20 protein-coding genes are annotated in these 19,660 nt (G+C 37.5%); 8 read left to right on the top strand and 12 right to left on the bottom strand.

What is annotated here, in order from left to right; translation table 11 throughout:
- Positions 1–390 precede the first annotated feature (390 nt).
- Positions 391–939 carry a YqgE/AlgH family protein gene (locus BMW39_RS01535; RefSeq protein WP_034976675.1) on the top strand — a complete coding sequence of 183 codons (549 nt, stop codon included), beginning with the start codon at positions 391–393 and terminating at the stop codon, positions 937–939.
- Positions 940–1,028: 89 nt separating this feature from the next.
- Here BMW39_RS01535 and BMW39_RS01530 read toward each other — a convergent pair whose 3' ends face one another.
- The 5 genes from BMW39_RS01530 to BMW39_RS01510 form a co-directional block, all read right to left on the bottom strand.
- A complete protein-coding gene (locus tag BMW39_RS01530) occupies positions 1,029–1,418 on the bottom strand; it encodes a DUF1398 domain-containing protein (RefSeq protein ID WP_034976674.1) in 390 nt (129 codons plus the stop codon).
- The gene (locus BMW39_RS01525) at positions 1,418–2,260 is read right to left on the bottom strand and encodes an alpha/beta hydrolase (RefSeq protein WP_245750434.1); all 843 of its coding nucleotides are present in this window, start codon (positions 2,258–2,260) and stop codon (positions 1,418–1,420) included. The genes BMW39_RS01530 and BMW39_RS01525 overlap by 1 nt, the downstream gene beginning before the upstream one ends.
- Before the next feature lie 8 nt (positions 2,261–2,268).
- Positions 2,269–2,763: a Smr/MutS family protein gene (locus tag BMW39_RS01520; protein WP_034976672.1), complete on the bottom strand. Its 495-nt coding sequence runs from the start codon at positions 2,761–2,763 to the stop codon at positions 2,269–2,271.
- Positions 2,764–2,907: 144 nt separating this feature from the next.
- Entirely contained in the window at positions 2,908–3,402 is a 495-nt protein-coding gene (locus BMW39_RS01515; protein ID WP_034976671.1) for a metallophosphoesterase family protein, read from the bottom strand.
- Positions 3,403–3,422: 20 nt separating this feature from the next.
- Positions 3,423–3,725, bottom strand: coding sequence for a hypothetical protein (locus BMW39_RS01510; protein WP_034976670.1), 303 nt, complete (start codon positions 3,723–3,725; stop codon positions 3,423–3,425).
- Positions 3,726–3,808: 83 nt separating this feature from the next.
- Here BMW39_RS01510 and truA point away from each other — a divergent pair, with 83 nt between their 5' ends.
- The 4 genes from truA (at position 3,809) to BMW39_RS01490 (ending at position 8,003) form a co-directional block, all read left to right on the top strand.
- Entirely contained in the window at positions 3,809–4,543 is a 735-nt protein-coding gene (truA, locus tag BMW39_RS01505; protein WP_034976669.1) for a tRNA pseudouridine(38-40) synthase TruA, read from the top strand.
- A gap of 215 nt (positions 4,544–4,758) precedes the next feature.
- Positions 4,759–5,226: an IS200/IS605 family transposase gene (gene tnpA, locus BMW39_RS01500; RefSeq protein WP_034976668.1), complete on the top strand. Its 468-nt coding sequence runs from the start codon at positions 4,759–4,761 to the stop codon at positions 5,224–5,226.
- A 239-nt stretch (positions 5,227–5,465) separates the two neighbouring features.
- Positions 5,466–7,214: an ABC transporter ATP-binding protein gene (locus tag BMW39_RS01495; RefSeq protein WP_034976667.1), complete on the top strand. Its 1,749-nt coding sequence runs from the start codon at positions 5,466–5,468 to the stop codon at positions 7,212–7,214.
- 12 nt (positions 7,215–7,226) lie between these two features.
- Positions 7,227–8,003: a hypothetical protein gene (locus BMW39_RS01490; protein ID WP_034976666.1), complete on the top strand. Its 777-nt coding sequence runs from the start codon at positions 7,227–7,229 to the stop codon at positions 8,001–8,003.
- A 175-nt stretch (positions 8,004–8,178) separates the two neighbouring features.
- Here the strand turns inward: BMW39_RS01490 and BMW39_RS01480 are convergent, their stop codons facing one another.
- From BMW39_RS01480 to BMW39_RS01455, 6 genes are all read right to left on the bottom strand, one after another.
- Positions 8,179–8,424 carry a hypothetical protein gene (locus tag BMW39_RS01480; RefSeq protein WP_034976663.1) on the bottom strand — a complete coding sequence of 82 codons (246 nt, stop codon included), beginning with the start codon at positions 8,422–8,424 and terminating at the stop codon, positions 8,179–8,181.
- 34 nt (positions 8,425–8,458) lie between these two features.
- A complete protein-coding gene (locus BMW39_RS01475) occupies positions 8,459–9,283 on the bottom strand; it encodes a flavin reductase family protein (protein WP_034976661.1) in 825 nt (274 codons plus the stop codon).
- Positions 9,284–9,385: 102 nt separating this feature from the next.
- Complete coding sequence (gene fahA, locus BMW39_RS01470) at positions 9,386–10,642, bottom strand: fumarylacetoacetase (protein WP_034976659.1); 1,257 nt, start codon at positions 10,640–10,642, stop codon at positions 9,386–9,388.
- A gap of 312 nt (positions 10,643–10,954) precedes the next feature.
- On the bottom strand, positions 10,955–12,085 hold the full coding sequence (gene hppD / locus BMW39_RS01465; protein WP_034976657.1) for a 4-hydroxyphenylpyruvate dioxygenase: 1,131 nt from the start codon (positions 12,083–12,085) through the stop codon (positions 10,955–10,957).
- A 368-nt stretch (positions 12,086–12,453) separates the two neighbouring features.
- Positions 12,454–13,251, bottom strand: a complete 798-nt coding sequence (locus BMW39_RS01460) for a hypothetical protein (RefSeq protein ID WP_034976655.1) — start codon at positions 13,249–13,251, stop codon at positions 12,454–12,456.
- A 71-nt stretch (positions 13,252–13,322) separates the two neighbouring features.
- Positions 13,323–14,594: an acetyl-CoA hydrolase/transferase family protein gene (locus BMW39_RS01455; protein ID WP_034976653.1), complete on the bottom strand. Its 1,272-nt coding sequence runs from the start codon at positions 14,592–14,594 to the stop codon at positions 13,323–13,325.
- A gap of 172 nt (positions 14,595–14,766) precedes the next feature.
- Here BMW39_RS01455 and BMW39_RS01450 point away from each other — a divergent pair, with 172 nt between their 5' ends.
- Complete coding sequence (locus tag BMW39_RS01450) at positions 14,767–15,060, top strand: hypothetical protein (protein WP_311316407.1); 294 nt, start codon at positions 14,767–14,769, stop codon at positions 15,058–15,060.
- Between the two features lie 61 nt (positions 15,061–15,121).
- Here the strand turns inward: BMW39_RS01450 and BMW39_RS01445 are convergent, their stop codons facing one another.
- On the bottom strand, positions 15,122–16,276 hold the full coding sequence (locus BMW39_RS01445; RefSeq protein ID WP_034977806.1) for a homogentisate 1,2-dioxygenase: 1,155 nt from the start codon (positions 16,274–16,276) through the stop codon (positions 15,122–15,124).
- A 372-nt stretch (positions 16,277–16,648) separates the two neighbouring features.
- Here BMW39_RS01445 and BMW39_RS01440 point away from each other — a divergent pair, with 372 nt between their 5' ends.
- Together BMW39_RS01440 and BMW39_RS01435 are read left to right on the top strand one after the other, a co-directional pair.
- Entirely contained in the window at positions 16,649–17,332 is a 684-nt protein-coding gene (locus tag BMW39_RS01440; protein ID WP_034976651.1) for a Bax inhibitor-1/YccA family protein, read from the top strand.
- 216 nt (positions 17,333–17,548) lie between these two features.
- A complete protein-coding gene (locus BMW39_RS01435; RefSeq protein WP_034976649.1) occupies positions 17,549–19,639 on the top strand; it encodes a TonB-dependent receptor plug domain-containing protein in 2,091 nt (696 codons plus the stop codon).
- Positions 19,640–19,660: the final 21 nt, after the last annotated feature.

The following is a 19,660-nucleotide window of genomic DNA, read 5'->3' as shown; positions in this document are numbered from 1 at the left end:
TTACAGGTCGCTCCTCTGGAGCTTTTTTATTCTTACTGTTATTGTTTTCTATTTACAGTTTGCCGCTCTGCGGCTTTAAATTTGAACTTAGCTTTTGCAATAAAAAAAAATCTACTTTTTTGATAATGAATGTTTGATTGAAAAACAAATCTTGAACCTGGCGAAGCTGCAGCCCGGCTTATCTCTAATTTTATTTATTTTAATCTGAATCGATGAACCACTTCGTTAGGTTTGAACGGAAATCCTTTTTTGTGGCTGGAAAAGCTATGGCAAAAAGATTGGGAGTGGAAGACGGATCAAGCTGCCCAAATTATTTGAATCGAGACAATTTTAACTTAAATTTTCGTCGAATTCTTTTTTCAAAAAAATATTTTTTTATAGATTTGATAGATGAATTACTCTTACAAAGGTAAAATCTTAATATCGACGCCGGATATCTCGGGTGATATATTTTCCCGTTCGGTCGTTCTGATTGTGGATCACAACGAGAATGGCGCGTTTGGTTTGATACTGAATAAAAAGAACCAGAATATGAGCTCCAAACTGCTTAATATCCTGGGTTTTCCCGTGGAACTGTACGAAGGTGGACCTGTGGAAAACGAAAGGATCTACTTTATCCTGAAAGGTGAAAAGGTAACCTCTGAGTTCGTGGAGATCAATAAAGAATTCTATTTGACTGAAGATATTGACTCTGTGGTCTCTGCGATGATCAATGGCGAGATCAGCACGTTTGACATCAAGGTTTTTTCTGGATATTCTGGTTGGTCTGCGATGCAGCTGGAAGGCGAATTGCAGAGGAAAATGTGGACGATCGTGGATGTTTACAATCTGGATTACACGCTGCCAAACGACCAAGGTCTCTGGAAAAATATCATGCAAAATCTGGGCGGCGAGTTTCTGCTGTGGGCGAATGCGCCGGAGGATGTTTCGATGAATTAATTTTACTTGAACCTTAAAATAAAAAAGGAGAAAATAGATCATTGCTATTTTCTCCTTTTTTTATGATTATTTTTTTTCTTTAAAGACTTCTATCCCGGAATTTTCTCTTCGAAAATGCTTTTGCCTTCGCAATCGTAATAGGTACAGGTTTTTGCGTCCAAATCAACAATCCACTTGAAAACACCACTGTCTGCACAATCTTTGCAGAATTGGAAAAAGTCGGTATTTCCTTGTTGGTGATTTCTAAGGTCTGCCAAAAATTTTTCAGGATTCACAATTCCATAAATCAGCAAGGGGGCGTATTGTTGGGCTGAAGTCACTTGGGTTTCGTCATTGCCTTTATAAGTTGTGGAGCCATCTTCCACGTAGGTTTCGAAGGTCTGAACGCCTAATTCTTTGATGGTCTTTGCAAATTCTGGGAAATTTTTTCCGCTTTCCACTTCGGAATGTGCAGCTTCGATCTGTGCTAGTGTAAACATTATTTTATATTTTTCTGTGTTTTAATTTTCTTTGATAATTCTCTGATTTCCTTTAGCAACAAAGGAAAACCTGGTTTTGCCATACTCACGTGGTCGAATCCATCTTCTTCCAATAGTTTGACCGAAGGATGCTTCACAAGCTCCAACATTCTTGCCAAATAGGCGTTTTCCTCGTAGCGTCCGAACAATTCCAGATTTCTGTCGCCCGTGATTAGGACGATTGGCGGAGCATCTTTTCTGACGTGGAACAATGGTGCATATTCATCAATTGTTGGTTGCAGTTCAGCAATTCCTTTTTCTTTTCTGATTTGGAAATGAGTGATTGCCTGGCCACTGAATGGAATCAAACCCGCAATCTCATTTGCATCGATCTTATATTTTTGAAGGTATTTTTTGTCCAAGGTGATCATCATCCCCAAATAGCCTCCAGCCGAATGGCCGGATTGGAAAATGAGATTTTTATTTCCGCCATATTTTTCGATATTCTCAAAAACCCAAGCCGTTGCAGCTGCTGCATCTTCTATGTAAGCTGGCGCTTTGACCTTTGGCGCTAAGCGATATTCCACACTTACGACAGCGATATTTTCATTTAATAATTCTTTTGGCAGTTCGTTGCTTCCGCCAGTCAATCCGCCACCGTGAAACCAAATGACCGTCGAGAAGTTCTTGACATTGGTCGGATAATAGAAATTCAGCTTGCATTGAGAGCTGATGTAAGCATCTTTTTTCGAAATATTTTCCGGATAATAGGAAATATTGTTCTCGGTTTTATATTCTGTCTGAGCAAAAGAAATTGCAAACACAAGAATCAGAATAAGGCTTAAATGTTTTCTTAGCATCATTAATAATTTTACAAAAATTTGACTTCTACTCTACCCGATTCGTGGTAGAAAAATCCGTGTTCGTCGTATTCTACATTCGAGAGACCTTCCAAGATATCATAGACCATTTTTTGCAAAACGCCGTCGCCGATTCCGTGGATGATTTCCAAATTCTTGATGTGATTCTTTCTACAGAAATCTATGGTCTCCAATAGTTTTTCTTTTTGAATCATCAATCTCTCGAAAGCGTCATAATCAGATGAATTATTGACCAATAATTGAAAATGTAAATCTAATTTTAGAGGTGTTTTATTATGTCTTTTGGAAACGTTTTTCGAGCTTTCATTTTTTCTGATGACAGGCGAATTTTCATATAATCCAGAATCGATGAGCGTCAATTGACTTTTAGGAAAATTGTAGGTGAAACCGTGCTCATCCTCGATTTTCACCTGGTCAGCAATGATTTTCAAAATGGTTCCTTTCAAATCATCATCGATTACCGAAACTTTGTCTCCTATTTTCATTTTCTATTTATTAATTTCATCGGAATATATTCCTATGCTTGCATAATCTCCATTCATAGGAATAAATTCCTATGCTAAGATATAATCGTCCCGATGGGACTTTAAGTCTAACTCTCAAATCCTCCGACGCTCCAACTCTCCAACTTATTTACTTCCCAATTCTATCACTTCCAAATCTTTGATTTCATCCTTAAAGATGGTAAAACGCATCATCGTTCTGACTTTGTGCCAGCCGACTTTTCCGCAAGCACCGGGATTGAGATGCAATAAACTATTTCTCTTATCATACATCGCTTTCAGAATATGTGAATGTCCGGAAATGAATAATTTCGGTTTTTTCTCAGCAATCTCTTGTTTCGCCAAAGCTGAATATCTCTCCGGGTAACCGCCGATGTGAATCATCAAAACATCAATGTCTTCACATTTGAAACTCAAAACTTCAGGGAAAATCGTTCTAATTTTTGCTTCGTCGATGTTTCCATAGACGCCACGGATTGGTTTTATTTTTTCTAATTCTTCAATGACTTTCATATTCCCAAAATCGCCACAATGCCAAACTTCGTCAGCATCTTTTGCGTAATCTAGAATGCGGTCATCGATATAGGAATGTGTGTCTGATAAAAGGAGGATGCGTTTCATTTTGAAATTTAAATTAATAATTAAAGCTGAAAAGTAATTCCATATTTTGAATAATACCAGATTGCCACACCCAACGAAATTCCCATTAATAACAAAATCATCAGAATCCAAAAAGCCAAAGTTTTAACTCCCTTTTTGTAAAAAATCACAAATGTCAATTGCAAACAAATGAAAAGAATCAAAAGGACGACAACGTTGATGATGGTTTGCTGTTGCGAAACTCCTTGACTGAAAAGAAAAACAGAGACCAAAACAAAAATAATGACCATTAGTTTTATAAATTCTTTTGGGTCGGAAAGTTTATCTGTTTTGAGCGGTTTCATTGATTGAAGGATTTTTCGAGTCACGAAATTACGAATTAAGATTTTCTTATTAATTAAAAAAAAATCAGGAAATTTGCGTCGAAATGAGATATTTTATAGAGTTTGCTTACGACGGTTCTTCTTTTTTTGGCTATCAAATCCAGCCCAACGAAATTTCTGTGCAGGAAGAATTGGAAAAAGCCTTGTCCACGATTCTGAGAGAGCCGATAAAAACAACCGGCGCAGGAAGAACTGACACTGGCGTACACGCAAAAAAAATGTTTGCACACTTCGAAACGGAGCAAAATCTCGATGAAAATCTGGTTTACAAACTCAATTCCTTTTTGTCGGAAAATATTTCTATCAAACAAATTTTTGAAGTTCCAGCCGATATGCACGCGCGATTCAGTGCGACTTTCCGGACTTATGAATATTATATTTCAACAGAGAAAAATCCGTTCACTATAAATTCGTCTTGGCAAACCTGGCGTCAAAAACCATTGAACATCGATGCGATGAACGAGGCCTGCAAAATCCTTTTCGAATACGATGATTTTACAAGCTTCGCCAAACTCCACACAGACAACAAAACCAACATCTGCAAAATCTACAAAGCCGAATGGGAACAGCTAGGAAATCAATTGAAATTCACTATTTCTGCTGACCGATTTTTGAGAAATATGGTAAGAGCGATTGTCGGAACAATGGTAGAAATCGGAATCGGAAAATTACAGCCCAACGATTTGCGAAAAATCATTGAAGACAAATATCGGAATTCAGCTGGCGTTTCCGCTCCGGCTCAAGGTCTTTTTTTGGTAGATGTTGGGTATGATTTTTAAATTCTCCTGATCTCCTGCACTTTTAATAGTGCTGAGCAACAACCTGTCAAAAGATAATGAGCATTTCAAAAGAGTCGCAGAGCGACAGTCTATTGGTAGCAACTAAAAAATCCCTATAACGGTCGCGGAGCGACGATCTATTGGTTATCAATCCTTGAAAATTATTAATGAAATTTCATTAAATTAGATTTAATATTAATCTAAAAAAAACTCAAATGGCTGAAAATAATACATACACCCAAATCCATATTCAATTGGTTTTTGCTGTGAAATTTCGCCAAGCATTAATTCAGAATGAATGGAAAGATGATTTGTTTAAATACATCACAGGCGTAATCCAAAACAGAAAACACAAGTTGTTATCTATCAACGGAATGCCAGACCACATTCATATTTTAATTGGTTTAAGACCCAATCAATCAGTATCAGATTTAGTTCAGGAAGTGAAAAGTATTTCCTCCAAATGGATTAATGAAAATAATTTTATTCCCTTTCGATTTGAATGGCAAGATAGTTTTGGCGCGTTTTCGTATGGAAAATCTCAAATCAATGATGTAATAAGATATATTGAAAATCAGGAAAAACACCATTATAAAAAATCGTTTCGTGAAGAATATGTTGATTTTTTAGAGAAATTTGAAATTGATTATAATGAGAAATATGTTTTTAAAGAATTGATTTGAAATTAGTACTAATTGGTCGTCGCTCCGCGACTCTGCGTGGAAACGTTATGATTATCTTCTACCAATGGAAAGTCGCTCTGCGACTATATCTAAAAACATTTCAAGTATTTCCTACCGAGAGACTATCTCTATGACTTTTTGCTTGTGAAATAATTATTTTCAAACCATAGAAATCGCTGTACGACTTTAACATTACTTCCCATCGAATTTCCTTATTTTTGCACTGCATTTGAGATAATATGAAGAAACAAACGACTTGGGATATTGTAAAAAGACTATTTCTAATTGGGATGAAATTCCGTTCGTGGTTCATCATCACGCTGGTCATCTCCATCGTTCTGGCAATTGTCTCCACTTACCGACCGATTCTTACCAAAGATGTTGTGGATATTGACATCGTTCAGCTGAGAGACAAATCTCAATTAATGAAGCACATCTATCTGCTCATCGGACTGGTGGTTGCAGAGACGATTCTGAATTTTTTCCTGGTTTATTTCTCAAATTTCATTTCTCAAAATGTGATTCGTGACATCCGAGAAAGACTTTATCACAAACTGATTTATTTCAGAACGGCATTTTTTGACAAAACCCCGATTGGAAGTTTGGTAACAAGAGCGGTCGGCGATGTAGAAACAATTGCGACGGTTTACACAGACGGATTCCTAATGGTTTTCGGAGACATTCTGAGAATTGTGATGGTGTTGTTTGCGATGTTTCAGGTGGACACGCATCTAAGTCTAATTTCATTGGCGATTCTTCCGCTGATGGTGGTGATTACAAGAGTTTTTCAGAAAAAACTGAAAACGGCTTTCGGATTGGAAAGAAGCTGGACCTCGACGCAGAATAGTTTTGTGCAGGAACGTTTGGCAGGAATGCCGTTGATTCAAGTTTTCAACAGACAGGAAGCCGAGTTTACGAAGTTTGATAAAATTAATATCGAACTGAAGAAAGCTTTGTTGAGAACGGTTTTCATCTTCTCATTATTTTTTCCGGTTGTCGAATTGATTTCGTCGCTTTTTATTGGATTCATCCTATTTTACGGTGGTTTTATCAAATCTACGCCAGGTGTTATTATCGCTTTTATTCAATTCATTAATATGTTGATTCGGCCGTTGAGACAGATTGCGGATAGATTTAATAATATTCAGCGAGGAATTGTCGGCGCAGAAAGAGTTCTTGGCGTAATGGACGAAGACCAGGCGATGCCGAACAACGGAACGATTGCCCGAGACCATTTTGATGGAAAAATTGAATTTCAGAATGTTCACTTTGCTTACGACGAGAAACAATTGGTTTTAAAAGGCATTGATTTTAAGGTTAATTCGGGTGAAACTGTCGCAATCGTTGGTGCAACCGGCGCGGGAAAATCTACAATTATCAGTTTGATTACAAGACTTTACGACATCAATTCTGGAAAGATAATGTTGGATGATGTTGATATTCGCGACTATGAATTGTATAATTTAAGAAGTCACATTGGCGTGGTTCTTCAGGACGTTTTCCTTTTCCACGGCAGTATTTTTGAAAACCTGACTTTGGGCGACGAAAGCATTACTTTGGAACAAGTCAAAAAAGCTTCAAAGGAAATCGGCGTTGATGAATTTATTGAAAGTTTGCCAAACGGTTACGACTATGTGGTGAGTGAAAGAGGTTCGTCCATTTCCCTTGGACAAAGACAATTATTGTCATTTTTAAGAGCTTATCTTTCCGACCCGAAAATTCTGATTCTGGACGAAGCGACCTCATCCATCGACCACGAGAGCGAAAAATTAATCCAAAGAGCGACAGAGAAAATCACAAAAAACAGAACATCAATCCTCATCGCACACCGACTTTCGACCATTGAAAAAGCAGATAAAATCATCGTGATGGACCACGGATTGATTGTGGAAGAAGGAACACATCAGGAATTGCTTGCGAAAAATGGTTATTATTCTTTGCTTTATAAGGCGCAGGTGGTTTCGCCTGATGGGGATACGGTGATTTAGAATAGTTGACTTATGACTAAAATAACTTCAAAGCAAAACCGTAAAACTATTTGGTTTTCAGTTTTATTTTCTGCAATTTTTTTTGCTGCATTAGCTTCTTTTCTAATATACATTTTTATTAAGGATTGGCCTTTGAATAATCATAAAATTAAAACGTATTTATTACCTGTTTTCAGTTTTTTTACATACTATTTGGGATTTAGTTACGTGAAAAATTATTATCAAAAATCTCGAAAAATCGTTGTTGATAAAGAAAAAATAACAATAGGACCTAAAGTCTACTTTTGGAAAGACGTGAAAAGAATAATACTTACAGGCAAAAAAGGATTTGGTTTTTTTTCTTATCAAATGGAAGTTTCAACATTAGTTTTCAATGACAATCAAACTTTATTCATATTTGATGATATGTATTCCAACAGTTGGGAAATCAAATTATTCATCAAACAAATAGTAGTTGATAAAAAGGAAAGTTTTGAAATAATTAATTCTAGAATTAGAAGTAATGAAATAGAGAATGAAAACTTTCAGGAGTTTAAAGGAAATCCAATATTTTCATTCAGAGGAATAATGATGTGGTCATTAATACTTTGTTGCATCTATGTGATATTACTTACAGATAGCAAACTTTCTAAATTCAATCAGTTGAAAATTTATGTTCCATTTTCTATTTTTTGGTTTTTACTGAATGTATTTTCAATGAATTATTTTGAAAAATCTAAAAATTTCTTTGTTGTTAAAAATCATTATTTTTTTTTGGAAAAAGAAAATTTACAGAATTTCGGACATTGAAGAAATCGTCTATGAAACACAGCATAAACAAGCGAATATTTTAAGAATAATTACTAAAAATTTCAAACAAGATATTTATCCTGCTGGAACGTTAAAAGACAGAACTTGGCTTGAAATGAAAAAAGAATTAGAAAAAAACGGTATCAAAGTAAGAAATGAATGTATCTAAATAATCCTATAAACTTACAATCTTATTTCTAAAACTCAACATTCCGGAAATAGCAATAAGGCAAATCACAATAATAATTTTTGAAGCCAACAATTCCTGACAAAGATTTCTCCCAGAAATCAGCGAAATGCAATCTTTCATATTCTCAGTTTCATATTTCAAACTGACCTGGATGTTGACAACGGCAAAAACCGACATCACAATCACCAAAATCAGAAGGCTGATGATGGTTTGATACACCGATTTTTTCATAGTTTAATTAAAGGTTTTTAGTTTTTAATGGCTATCAGTCAGATTTTAAAACATTCCAAGCATTTTCAATTTCATTGTTTTTTAAATAATTCTGAGCTAATAAATGTACATCTTTTTCCGAAGAAAAACGACCACTCGGTAAAATTTCCACATTTGCCAACATTCCCAAATCGTTTCCTGTGAAAATATGACTTTGCTTAATTTCGTCTGGAAGTTGGTCGTAGCCGATTCCTTTTGTCACCAGCGGTTTTGGAACTTCAAAGATGTTACTTTCGTTGTTTCGGGAGTAGAAATTTCCGCCTAATCTTGCGACCAAATCCAATTGTTTTTGGTCCAGATTTCCCGCTTTATCCAAATATTTTTCATTGATATGAATTTTTACAATCTCAGCAATCACAAGATTTCCTGCGCCTCCAAGTTCTCCTAAACTTTTAATTTCAAGAACTTTGCACTCAAAATTAACTGGCGATTCTACAATTAAAGGTGGTTTTACGATGTCGGCTGGTTTCATCGTCAATCCGGATTTGATGAATTCATTAATGCCATCTTCGTATTCCATACTCGCCAAAGAAACCTGCTGAACCATATCGAAATTCACATTTCCTATGACCAATTCGGGAACTTCTTTCAGGTTTTCCAAAGTGTGTTTGGTCGTATTGTCACGAACGCGTCGGGAAGGTGAAATAATCACAACCGGCGGAACCGTGCTGAACATATTGAAAAAACTGAACGGCGAAAGATTGATTTCTCCTTTGCTGTTAATTGTGCTTGCCAAAGCAATTGGTCGTGGCGCAATCGCTGTTTGCATCACTTGCTGGAGTTGAACTGCGGAAATATCGGATGGGATGATTGTTTTCATTTCTTATTTATTAAAATATTTTTAACCACTAGGAACACAAGGGTTTTTCACAAAGAGCACAAGTAAAAAAATCCTTGTGAACTTTGTGAAAAATCTTTGTGACTATTGTGGTAAAATTGCAGGCAAAATCTTCCCAGAAACTTCCCCAAACCCAACTCGGATACCGTCTTTCTCAGACCAAGCTTTCATCGTCACCGTATCGCCGTCTTCGATAAATTTTCTTTCGATGCCGTTTTTCAATTGCACTGGTTTGGTTCCTTTCCAAGACAATTCCAACATCGAACCATAGGATTTTTCATCTTCTCCGGAAATCGTTCCGCTGGCGTAAACATCGCCAACTTCCACATTACAACCATTGACCGTGTGATGCGCCAATTGCTGGAACATATTCCAATACATAAATTTGTAATTGCTTTGTGAAATCAGATTTTCTTCTGAGTTTTCTGGTTTCAAATAAACTTCAAGATTGATGTCATAATTTTTGTCGCCATCAAATTTCAGATAATCCAAGACTTCCGGTTCTTGCTTTGGAGATTCAGTTTTGAAAGGTTTCAAAGCTTCCAAAGTCACAATCCAAGGCGAAATAGACGAACCAAAATTCTTCCCTAAAAACGGCCCCAACGGTACATATTCCCAACTTTGGATATCTCTCGCCGACCAATCATTGAAAATCATCATTCCGAAAATCGCATCTTCAGCTTCTGCAACGGAAATCCTGTCGCCCAAATCTGTATTTTTGTTCACCACAAATGCCATTTCCAATTCGAAATCAAGTTGTCTTGAAGCACTGAAAATCGGTTTGTCTGCATCTGGCGGTTTGATTTGTCCGCAAGGTCTGATGATGTCGATGCCTGATAAAACGATGGAAGACGCGCGACCGTGATAACCAACTGGCAAATGTTTCCAGTTTGGAAGAAGCGCATTGGCAGGGTCGCGGAACATCATTCCGACATTTGTGGCGTGCTGAATACTGCTGTAGAAATCGGTGTAATTGGGGATGTGCAAAGGCATCATCATTTGAATTTCGTCGAGATTATAGAAGCAATCTGTAATCGTCCGTTCATCTTTTGAAAGAAGTGAATCTTCCAATAACAGCTGTTGTATTTTTTCTCTGACTTTATTCGTAACTGGTTTTCCAAGTTCGATGAATTCGTTGATGGTGTAGGCTTCGAAGACATTGTCGTCCATTTCGGTGATTTCTTCAAAATAACCTAGGTCATACAAAGTCGCCAAATCGATGACGATGTCGCCGATTCTCGTGGCGCAGGCAATAAATTCTTTATTAAACACACAAACGCCAAAAGGAATATTGTGAATGGAAAAGTCTGAATCTGAGGAATATTCTATGAATGATTTCATTTTTTTAGTTTAAGATTTGATTATTATCTCCTGCAGAAATTTAACGCAAAGTCCGCAAAGATTTTTTTGACATTATTGAAAATATTTATAAGGTTCGCAAAGACGTAAAACTCAACAAAGATTAAAACTGCTCTCAATTTTAATAAATGGAAAATATTTCAACTTTGCGAAGCGCAACCCGACTTGAACGGAAATCCTTTTTTGTGGCTGGAAAAGCCAAGGCAAAAAGATTGGGAGTGGAAGGCGGATAAGTTGCCTTAAAAAATTAAAGCATTAAAAATAATGCTTTAATTCTATAGTGAATGATTGGGTTTATAAGTTGCCACGTTTTTCCTGCTCTTTTTCCAAGGCTTCGAAAAGTGCTTTGAAATTTCCGGCACCGAAGCTCTGAGCGCCGTGTCTCTCGATGATTTCGTAGAACAAAGTTGGTCTGTCTTCCACGGGTTTTGTGAAGATTTGAAGCAGATAGCCTTCCTCATCACAATCCACCAAAATCCCTAAATTCTGAAGTTTTTTGATGTCCTCGTCAATGTTTCCAACTCTGTCTGGAATCATATCGTAATAGGCTTCTGGCGGTGGTGAAAGGAATTCCACGCCTCTACTCTTCAGTTCTGTAACAGTTTTCACGATGTCTTTTGTCGCAACAGCAATGTGCTGAACGCCTTCGCCTTCGTAGAAATCGAGATATTCTTCGACCTGAGATTTTCTTTGACCTTCCGCTGGTTCGTTGATTGGAAACTTTGCAAATCCGTTTCCGTTGGACATTACTTTTGACATCAAAGCAGAATATTCTGTATTGATTTGTTTGTCATCAAACGAAAGAATGTTGACAAATCCCATCACTTTTTCGTACCACTCCACGGTTGGAATCATCCTGTCCCAGCCGACATTTCCGACGCAATGGTCCACGTACAGAAGCCCAACATCAGAAGGATTGTAGTCGCTTTTCCAAGGTTCGTAGCCTGGCATAAATGCGCCGTTGTAATTCTTACGTTCCACGAACATATGAACCGTTTCGCCGTAAGTGTAGATTCCGGACATCTTCACTTCGCCGAATTCGTCGGTCAAAGTTTGAGGTTCCAAATATGGTTTTCCGCCACGTTTTGTGGTTTCTTCAAAAGCTTTTTCTGCATCATCTACCCAAAGTGCCAAAATCTTGACACCGTCGCCGTGTTTTTTCTGATGTTCACAAATTGGAGAATCCGACTTGAGACCAGAAGTCAAAACCAATCTGATTTTTCCTTGCTGAAGCACGTAAGATGAGCGGTCTCGCACGCCAGTTTCCGGACCTGCGTAAGCCACGGACTGAAAACCGAATGCGGTTTTGTAAAAATGCGCCGCCTGCTTGGCATTTCCTACATAAAATTCTAAATAATCTGTTCCGTTGATTGGGAGAAAATTCTCGGCTTGTGCGATTTTCTCGGCAAAAGTGAGTGTTGACATTTTACTTTTTACTTTTATATCTGTTGATGCCAAGATAAGAATTTTTCGGAAACTAACTAACGATTGTTAGTTTTTATGTTTTGGGAGATTGTAATCCTTGTGATTGTGAATTAGAATTAAATAAAATCAGCGACTTCAATGCAACCGATTGCGCTATTGATAATTCACTATAAATCATCATTTTAAAATTTAAATACAAAATTAATTAACAAAGGTTAATCAATCCACATTATTAATTTAACTTTAATGATAATAATACAATATGTATTTATAAGTATATTTAAGTTTAATTTCGTTCGTTTTCTATGACTACTTTTGTTAAAGAATTATCAAGATTCTAAAAACACAAATCAATGAATAAGCCGTACCTAGTGCGGTTTTTTGTTTATCACATTGTTAAGTAATCCGGAGTTTGGATTATAATTATCCCAAATCATCCATTTTTCGTCAATATTCTTGATAAAATATATTTGTGTGTTGAGTTCATTCACAATATACTCTTCGCCCGTTTCTTCTACAACGAAAACCAAATTCCAAAACTCCTGGGTCTTAATGACCATTTTGTCAGATTCTTCGGAAATGATGTCGAGGTCAAAAATCTCAAAATTGGAACGGTTGTTATGTGTAAACAATTTCAATCCATTTTCGCAAAGTTTGGAACTGTAATTTTTGATGCGTTCTATGAATGGCGCTTCCGGAAATATGAGTCCGTCAAATACTTCCAATTGCAGTGTCGGAAAATACTTGAAGAACTCAAAATTGGTGTGGCAATATCGATAGACAATATCTGTGGTGAATTCCTTGCTAAAGAAAGCCTCGTTGTAGATGTTGTTTTCCTTAACATTCATCACGTAGCTGTTCAGGTCTTTGAAACCGAGGAAGATGCAGATTTTGTCCAAAGTCTTCAAAAACCGAAGGTCATTATGGGTTTTATAATGATAATCACTTTCGAAAAAACGTTGCAAAGTGATGTGAGAAATGCTGGTTCCCAACTCAAATTTGCGTTCATTTTGCAACTCTTCACGGTTCGAAAGGTCTTCTTTAATGATTTCAGAAAGGATGATATAATGGCTCCTTTTCCAGGGATGAGAATTGCCTAAAATAGAATTCTGAACAGCTTGATTTTTTCTTACCTCTTCTTTCAGTAAGTTATAGATTGATTTCAATTAGTTTTTTTTCTTGTGTGTTTAATCAAATATACAACAAAATCAAGAAAAAATTAAAAGTTTGTTTAGTTTTATTTAAATCTTTCGAACGCTGCTCTATCCAACATTTCTCTGTCGTCGGGATGCGAAATCTCTATCAAAGCTTGCGCTCTCTGACGAAGGTTTTTGCCATAAAGATAAGCCGTTCCAAACTCCGTCACAACGTAATGGATATGACCTCTCGTTGTCACAACACCAGCACCTTGTTTTAGGAAAGGGACTATTCTAGGAACACCTTTTTTGGTTCTGGAAGACAAGGCCATAATTGGCTTTCCGCCTTCGCTCAACGCTGCGCCACGCATAAAGTCCATCTGTCCACCGATTCCGCTGAACTGATAAGTTCCGATAGAATCTGCACAAACCTGTCCAGTCAAATCAATTTCGATTGCAGAATTGATGGCGTGCATTTTCTTGTTCTTCATAATATTGATTGGAAAATTCACGTGCTGAACATCCATAAAAGCCACGGCAGGATTGTCATCTACAAAGTCGTACAATCTTCTGGTCCCGAAACAAAAACTGGTAATCGTTCTGTTGGCGTGCGTGCCTTTATATTTATTATTAATGACATCATTTTTAATCAAATCGATGACACCATCGCTCAACATTTCTGTGTGAACACCAAGGTCTTTGTGGTTGTGAAGGCATTGCAAGACCGCATCCGGAATGGTACCGATTCCCATTTGGATTGTCGCTTTGTCATCAATCAATTCGGCCACATTTCTACCAATCTTCATTTCTTCCTCACCAACTTTCTCGCTATAATTAATGGTCAAAAGCTCTTCCTCGCTCCAAACCAATTTTTCAATTCGGTTGATGTGGATCATTCCATCGCCGTGGGTTCTTGGCATTTTCGGATTCACAATCGCAATGATTCTTTTCGCCGTATCAATTGCACCACGCGCTACATCTACAGAACTTCCAAGCGTGCAGTATCCGTGAGCATCTGGAGGCGAAACGGTTATCAAAGCGACATCGATGGGTAAGATTCCATTTTTGAAAAGAATTGGAATTTCACTCAAGAAAATCGGAACGTAATCGCCATTCTCGGAATTCACAGCTTCCCGAACAGGCGCAGATGTGAAGAGTGAATTGATGTAAAAACTATCTTTATATTGAGGTTTGGCGATTTCCACATTGCCTTGCTGCGTGATGGAAACCATCTCCACATCTTTCAAACGGGAGGATTGTTTTCCCAATTCATCGTACAAAAGGTTAGGAGTACACGCACTTCCGTGTCCGAAAATCCTGTCACCACTTTTAATGATTGAAACTGCTTCTTCTGGGCTTACGTAATTGATCATTGCTTTTTATTTTTAACAAAGTTAGAATTTAATTGAATGGTAAAAAATGAGCATTATCAGCCAACTCTCTATTTATCAGTTAAAATGATAAAAGTCACAATAATATTTTGAGAATTCAACAAAATGACTTTACTTTGCAATTCAAAGTTCTTTATAGTAATTAAATTTTAAAATGATGATAACACAAAACCGAACCTCAGCTTTTATTTATTCTGCAGCAGCACTTATTTTGACTGCACCACTGATAGCAATGCAATTCACAACCGAAGTTAATTGGTCAGCTTCAGATTTTCTAATTATGGGCGCGTTACTTTTTACAACGGCATTTGCTGTAGATTTTGTCCTAAAAAAAGTAAAGACTCTCAAATCCAGATTGATTTTGGTATTTGGAATTCTTGCTTTATTAATTTTGATTTGGGCAGAAATGGCCGTTGGGATTTTTGGAAGTCCAATTGCAGGGAGTTAAGCCATTTAATTTCGACCTAAATTTAAAAAGCTAACATTTCTGTTAGCTTTTCTTTATTCATTTAATCTTCCAACCAACTCGTTTTGTAATTCGGGTCTTCCACTCTTATCGCTTCTTCCGTCAGTTTGAAGGGCCTGAATGGGTCCACCATCACAGCATATTCGTCGGTAGATTTTTTGCCGATGCTTCGTTCCATCGCACCAGGATGCGGACCGTGAACTACACCGCCTGGATGCAATGAAAAATCCATCAAATCCACGTGGTTTCTGCTCATAAAATCACCTTCCGTATAAAACAAAACCTCGTCGGAATCGATATTCGAATGGTTGTATGGCGCAGGAATCGCTTGTGGATGATAATCGTACATTCTTGCTACGAACGAGCACACCACAAAATTATGCGCTTCGAAGTTCTGATGAACCGGAGGCGGTTGATGAATTCTCCCCGTAATCGGTTCGAAGTTCTTGATATTGAATTTATATGGATAAAAATAGCCGTCCCAACCAACAATATCAAACGGATGCGTAGCATAAATGAAATCCGTGATTTGATTTTCCTTTTTGACTTTGATGAGGAAATCGCCTTTCTCATTTTTTGGTTCTACGAAAGTTGGCGGAACAATATCGCGCTCACAAAACGGAGAATGCTCCAGCAATTGTCCGAACTCATTTCGGTAGCGTTTTGGCGTGTAAATCGGGGAATGCGCTTCGATGAAAAGGAAAACATTATCTTCGGATTCCAATTCCAGTTGATAAATCGTTCCTCTTGGAATGATGAGATAATCACCGACAGAAAACGTAATATTTCCGAGCATTGTTTTCAGAATTCCTTTTCCGGCGTGTACGAAGAGCAACTCGTCACATTCTGCGTTTTTATAGAAATAGTCTGGCGATTTTCTTGGTTTTGCCAGACCCATTTTCAAATCGTTGTTTAGCATCAAAACCTTTCGGCTTTCCAAAAAGTCATCTTCGGCGGTCACTTTTGCGCCTTTTATCATTCTTGGCGTGACGTTTTTCTCGACTGCGATTTTCGGGGTCACGTCTTTTGCTTCGCCGATGGATTTGATTTGAGTCGGGCGATGCGTATGATACAACAACGACGCAATGCCGTGAAAACCTTCTGTTCCAAAGAGTTGCTCGTAATAGAACTGGTCGTTTTCGGATTTGAAAACCGTGTGTCTTTTTGGTGGAATCTTACCTAGCTGAACGTATCTCATTTTGTTGGATTTGGCTTTTCTCAAATGTAATATTTTTTATTTTAACGCAAAGAGCGCAAAGTTTTTTTTGAAATTATTGAAAATATTTTTGAGTTCGCAAAGACGCTTTCGCTCAGCTAAGATTTAGTTTCTCGCAGATGATGCAAATTTCGCAGATTTGAATTTAATATGGAAAGTTGAATTGATAGACAAATCTTCAACTTTGCGAAGCTGCAGCCCGACTTGAGTGGAAATCCTTTTTTGTTGCTGGAAAAGCTAGGCAAAAAGATTGGGAACGGAAGGCGGAAATAGCTGCCCAAATAAAAACATAACATCAACTTTTCTTGATTCTTGTATCTTTTACTATCTTTGAGATTATTAAAATTTTTACAAATGAATGATTCATTAATGGTTTCGGAAATTTCGGAAATCGAAAGAGCAGAATTTTACAGAAAAACGTATATGCACGTCGCAGTGGCGATTTTGGCGTTCGGAGCGGTGGAAAGCATCTTGCTGAAAGTGGTTCCGATGGAAATGATTTTGTCGATGGTTTCTGGCCAATATACTTGGTTGCTCATCATCGGTGTGTTTTGGATGGTGTCTATGTTGGCGACCAAATTGTCGTTTTCCGTTTCAAAGACCACGCAATATCTGGGATTGGGATTGTTTGTCTTGATTCAAGCGGTAATTTTCCTTCCGATGTTAGGCATCGCGACGTTGTACGCACCGGAAATCATCACGCAGGCAGCGCTGGTAACGGCATTTATGTTTGCTGGATTGACGGCGGCAGTTTTCCTCACGAACAAAGATTTTTCTTTCCTTAGAAATATTATTGTGATTGGTGGATTTGTAGCGCTGGGCGTGATTGTGGTTGGCGCAATTTTCGGGTTCAATCTTGGACTTTGGTTCTCTTTGGCGATGGTTGCGTTGGCTAGTGCAAGTATTTTGTATGAGACTTACAACATCAAAAATCAATACTCCAAAGGTCAATATGTCGGCGCGGCTTTACAATTGTTCTCATCTATTATGCTTTTGTTCTGGTATATTTTGAGAATATTTTTGAGCAGAAGAGATTAATATTTATTGGTCTTCGAGAGCCTCAGACTGACATTGTTAAAAGTCTTCGAGAACCTCAAACTGATATTGTTAAAGGTTTTCAAGAGCCTCAGACTGACAATTTATAATTTAAAACTCATCATTTTTTGATGAGTTTTTTTGTGTGCGAAAATTAAAATCAAAGTAAATTTTTTATTTCTAATAAATTTGTTAGCTTTGTCTAACATTTTTGTTTTAATGAAATTACTCTACATCATACTCAGCTTATTTTCTGTTTTAATTAATGCGCAAATTGAATCTATTCCGAAAGATTCTTTAACTTCTTCTGTGGACACTTTGAAGGTAACGCAAACTAGTCGGGAAGATTCTTTAACTGCTTCCGTTGACACTTTGAAGAAATCAAATGATATTGATGAAGTGACCATCAATCAATTTTCTGTGAAGAAGCTGAACAGTCCGATTTCGACCGATGTTTATTCGCAACAATTTTTCAGGAAAAATCCGACGGCCAATATGTTTGAAGCGATTGCGATGGTCAACGACGTGAAACCTCAGCTGAATTGCGCGGTTTGTAATACGGGCGACATTCACATCAATGGTTTGGAAGGTGCTTACACGATGATTTTGATTGATGGAATGCCCATCGTCAGTTCGCTTTCCACAGTTTACGGACTTAGCGGAATTCCGAATAGTTTGATTGATAGAATCGAAGTGACGAAAGGTCCGGCTTCGTCTATTTATGGCTCGGAAGCGATGGGTGGCGTTATTAATATCATAACAAAAAATGCTTTGCAAGCGCCGGATTTTGCGACCGATGTGATGACGGGAAATCAAGGTGAAATCAATCTTGATATTGCTAAGAAAGTGTTTGACAACAAGAATTTCTCCAGTTTGTTGAGTCTCAATTATTTCTATTTCGGGAACAGAATTGACCAGAATAAAGATAATTTCACCGATACGCCTTTGCAAAACCGAATCTCAGTTTTCAACAAATGGAATTTTAAAAGAAAAGAAAATCGACAGGCGAGTTTTGCATTGAGATATTTTTACGAAGATAGATTTGGTGGCGAAATGCAGTGGCAAAAGCAAAACCGAGGTTCGGATGATGTTTACGGCGAAAGCATTTACACCAACCGTTTTGAGTTTTTTGGAATTTATCAATTGCCATTAAAGGAGAAATTTTTGCTTCAATATTCTTACAATTATCATCATCAGGATTCGTTTTATGGGAACACTTCTTACTTGGCGACTCAGAAAGTTTTGTTTTTGCAAATGAATTGGGAGAAGCAATTGGGCAAGCATCTTTTGAAAAGTGGAACGACTTTGAAATCGACTTTTTACGATGACAACACGCCTGGAACAGCAAATCTAGAAGGTGAAAATCAACCGATGAAATCACCGATTTACGGTTTCTATTTGGAAGACGAATGGGAAATCAATGATAAAAACACTTTACTTCTTGGTTATAGATATGATTATCACAAGATTCACAAATCTGTGCATTCGCCGAGAGTGGCGTGGAAATTTGAGCCGAATCCTTACCATACTTTGAGGTTGAGTTTTGGAACCGGTTTCCGTGTGGTGAATCTTTTCACCGAAGACCACTCAGCATTGACTGGTTCGCGGGAAGTGGTTATTGCGGATGATTTGAAGCCAGAAAAATCTTTGAACACGAATCTGAGTTATCTGATGAAAATTCCAATCAAAGATTATTTTATCAATGTTGATGTGAATGGATTTTACTCTTATTTCAACAATAAAATTGTGGGCGATTTTGACACGGAGCCGGATAAAATTATTTATGATAATCTGGCTGGACACGCGATTTCGAGAGGAATTTCTGCCGACATCAGTACAAATTGGAGTTTGCCAATTCAATTGATGTTTGGAGTGACTTATATGGATGTTTATCAGGAAAATGAAGGCGACAAAATCCAGCAATTGCACGCACCGAAATGGAGCGGAACTTACAATCTGAGTTATCAGTTTGCGAACAAATTTTCAATGGATTTGACGGGACAATTTTACGGACCAATGCGATTGCCAACTGTTCCGGATGATTTCCGACCGGAATATTCGCCTTGGTTTACATTAATGAACATTCAGTTGACAAAGAAATTTGATAATGGGTTTGAGATTTATGGAGGTATAAGAAATCTATTAAACTTTACGCCGAAAAATCCGATTCTGAGACCGTTTGACCCGTTTGATAATCAAGTGGATGATGTTGCGAGCAATCCGTATGGTTATTCGTTTGATACGACTTATGGCTATGCACCGATGCAGGGAATTCGGACGTTTTTGGGTATTCGTTATCAGATTAGGTAGATGGCAGAAATTAGAAGTTAG

Source organism: Epilithonimonas lactis, assembly GCF_900110605.1.
GTDB classification, from domain to species: Bacteria; Bacteroidota; Bacteroidia; order Flavobacteriales; family Weeksellaceae; genus Epilithonimonas; species Epilithonimonas lactis.
Note: the sequence above shows the minus strand (reverse complement) of the source record. Positions and strands in the feature narration are given on the sequence as shown.

Bases quoted from the DNA above. Each gene is read 5' to 3' on its own strand.
- BMW39_RS01490 (WP_034976666.1), top strand. From the start codon at position 7,227: ATGACTAAAATAACTTCAAAGCAAAACCGTAAAACTATTTGGTTTTCA.
- BMW39_RS01450 (WP_311316407.1), top strand. From the start codon at position 14,767: ATGATGATAACACAAAACCGAACCTCAGCTTTTATTTATTCTGCAGCA.
- BMW39_RS01440 (WP_034976651.1), top strand. From the start codon at position 16,649: ATGAATGATTCATTAATGGTTTCGGAAATTTCGGAAATCGAAAGAGCA.
- BMW39_RS01455 (WP_034976653.1), bottom strand. From the start codon at position 14,594: ATGATCAATTACGTAAGCCCAGAAGAAGCAGTTTCAATCATTAAAAGT.
- BMW39_RS01510 (WP_034976670.1), bottom strand. From the start codon at position 3,725: ATGAAACCGCTCAAAACAGATAAACTTTCCGACCCAAAAGAATTTATA.
- BMW39_RS01475 (WP_034976661.1), bottom strand. From the start codon at position 9,283: ATGAAAACAATCATCCCATCCGATATTTCCGCAGTTCAACTCCAGCAA.
- fahA (WP_034976659.1), bottom strand. From the start codon at position 10,642: ATGAAATCATTCATAGAATATTCCTCAGATTCAGACTTTTCCATTCAC.
- BMW39_RS01435 (WP_034976649.1), top strand. From the start codon at position 17,549: ATGAAATTACTCTACATCATACTCAGCTTATTTTCTGTTTTAATTAAT.
- BMW39_RS01535 (WP_034976675.1), top strand. From the start codon at position 391: ATGAATTACTCTTACAAAGGTAAAATCTTAATATCGACGCCGGATATC.
- BMW39_RS01480 (WP_034976663.1), bottom strand. From the start codon at position 8,424: ATGAAAAAATCGGTGTATCAAACCATCATCAGCCTTCTGATTTTGGTG.
- tnpA (WP_034976668.1), top strand. From the start codon at position 4,759: ATGGCTGAAAATAATACATACACCCAAATCCATATTCAATTGGTTTTT.
- hppD (WP_034976657.1), bottom strand. From the start codon at position 12,085: ATGTCAACACTCACTTTTGCCGAGAAAATCGCACAAGCCGAGAATTTT.
- BMW39_RS01525 (WP_245750434.1), bottom strand. From the start codon at position 2,260: ATGATGCTAAGAAAACATTTAAGCCTTATTCTGATTCTTGTGTTTGCA.
- BMW39_RS01520 (WP_034976672.1), bottom strand. From the start codon at position 2,763: ATGAAAATAGGAGACAAAGTTTCGGTAATCGATGATGATTTGAAAGGA.
- truA (WP_034976669.1), top strand. From the start codon at position 3,809: ATGAGATATTTTATAGAGTTTGCTTACGACGGTTCTTCTTTTTTTGGC.
- BMW39_RS01495 (WP_034976667.1), top strand. From the start codon at position 5,466: ATGAAGAAACAAACGACTTGGGATATTGTAAAAAGACTATTTCTAATT.
- BMW39_RS01515 (WP_034976671.1), bottom strand. From the start codon at position 3,402: ATGAAACGCATCCTCCTTTTATCAGACACACATTCCTATATCGATGAC.
- BMW39_RS01445 (WP_034977806.1), bottom strand. From the start codon at position 16,276: ATGAGATACGTTCAGCTAGGTAAGATTCCACCAAAAAGACACACGGTT.
- BMW39_RS01530 (WP_034976674.1), bottom strand. From the start codon at position 1,418: ATGTTTACACTAGCACAGATCGAAGCTGCACATTCCGAAGTGGAAAGC.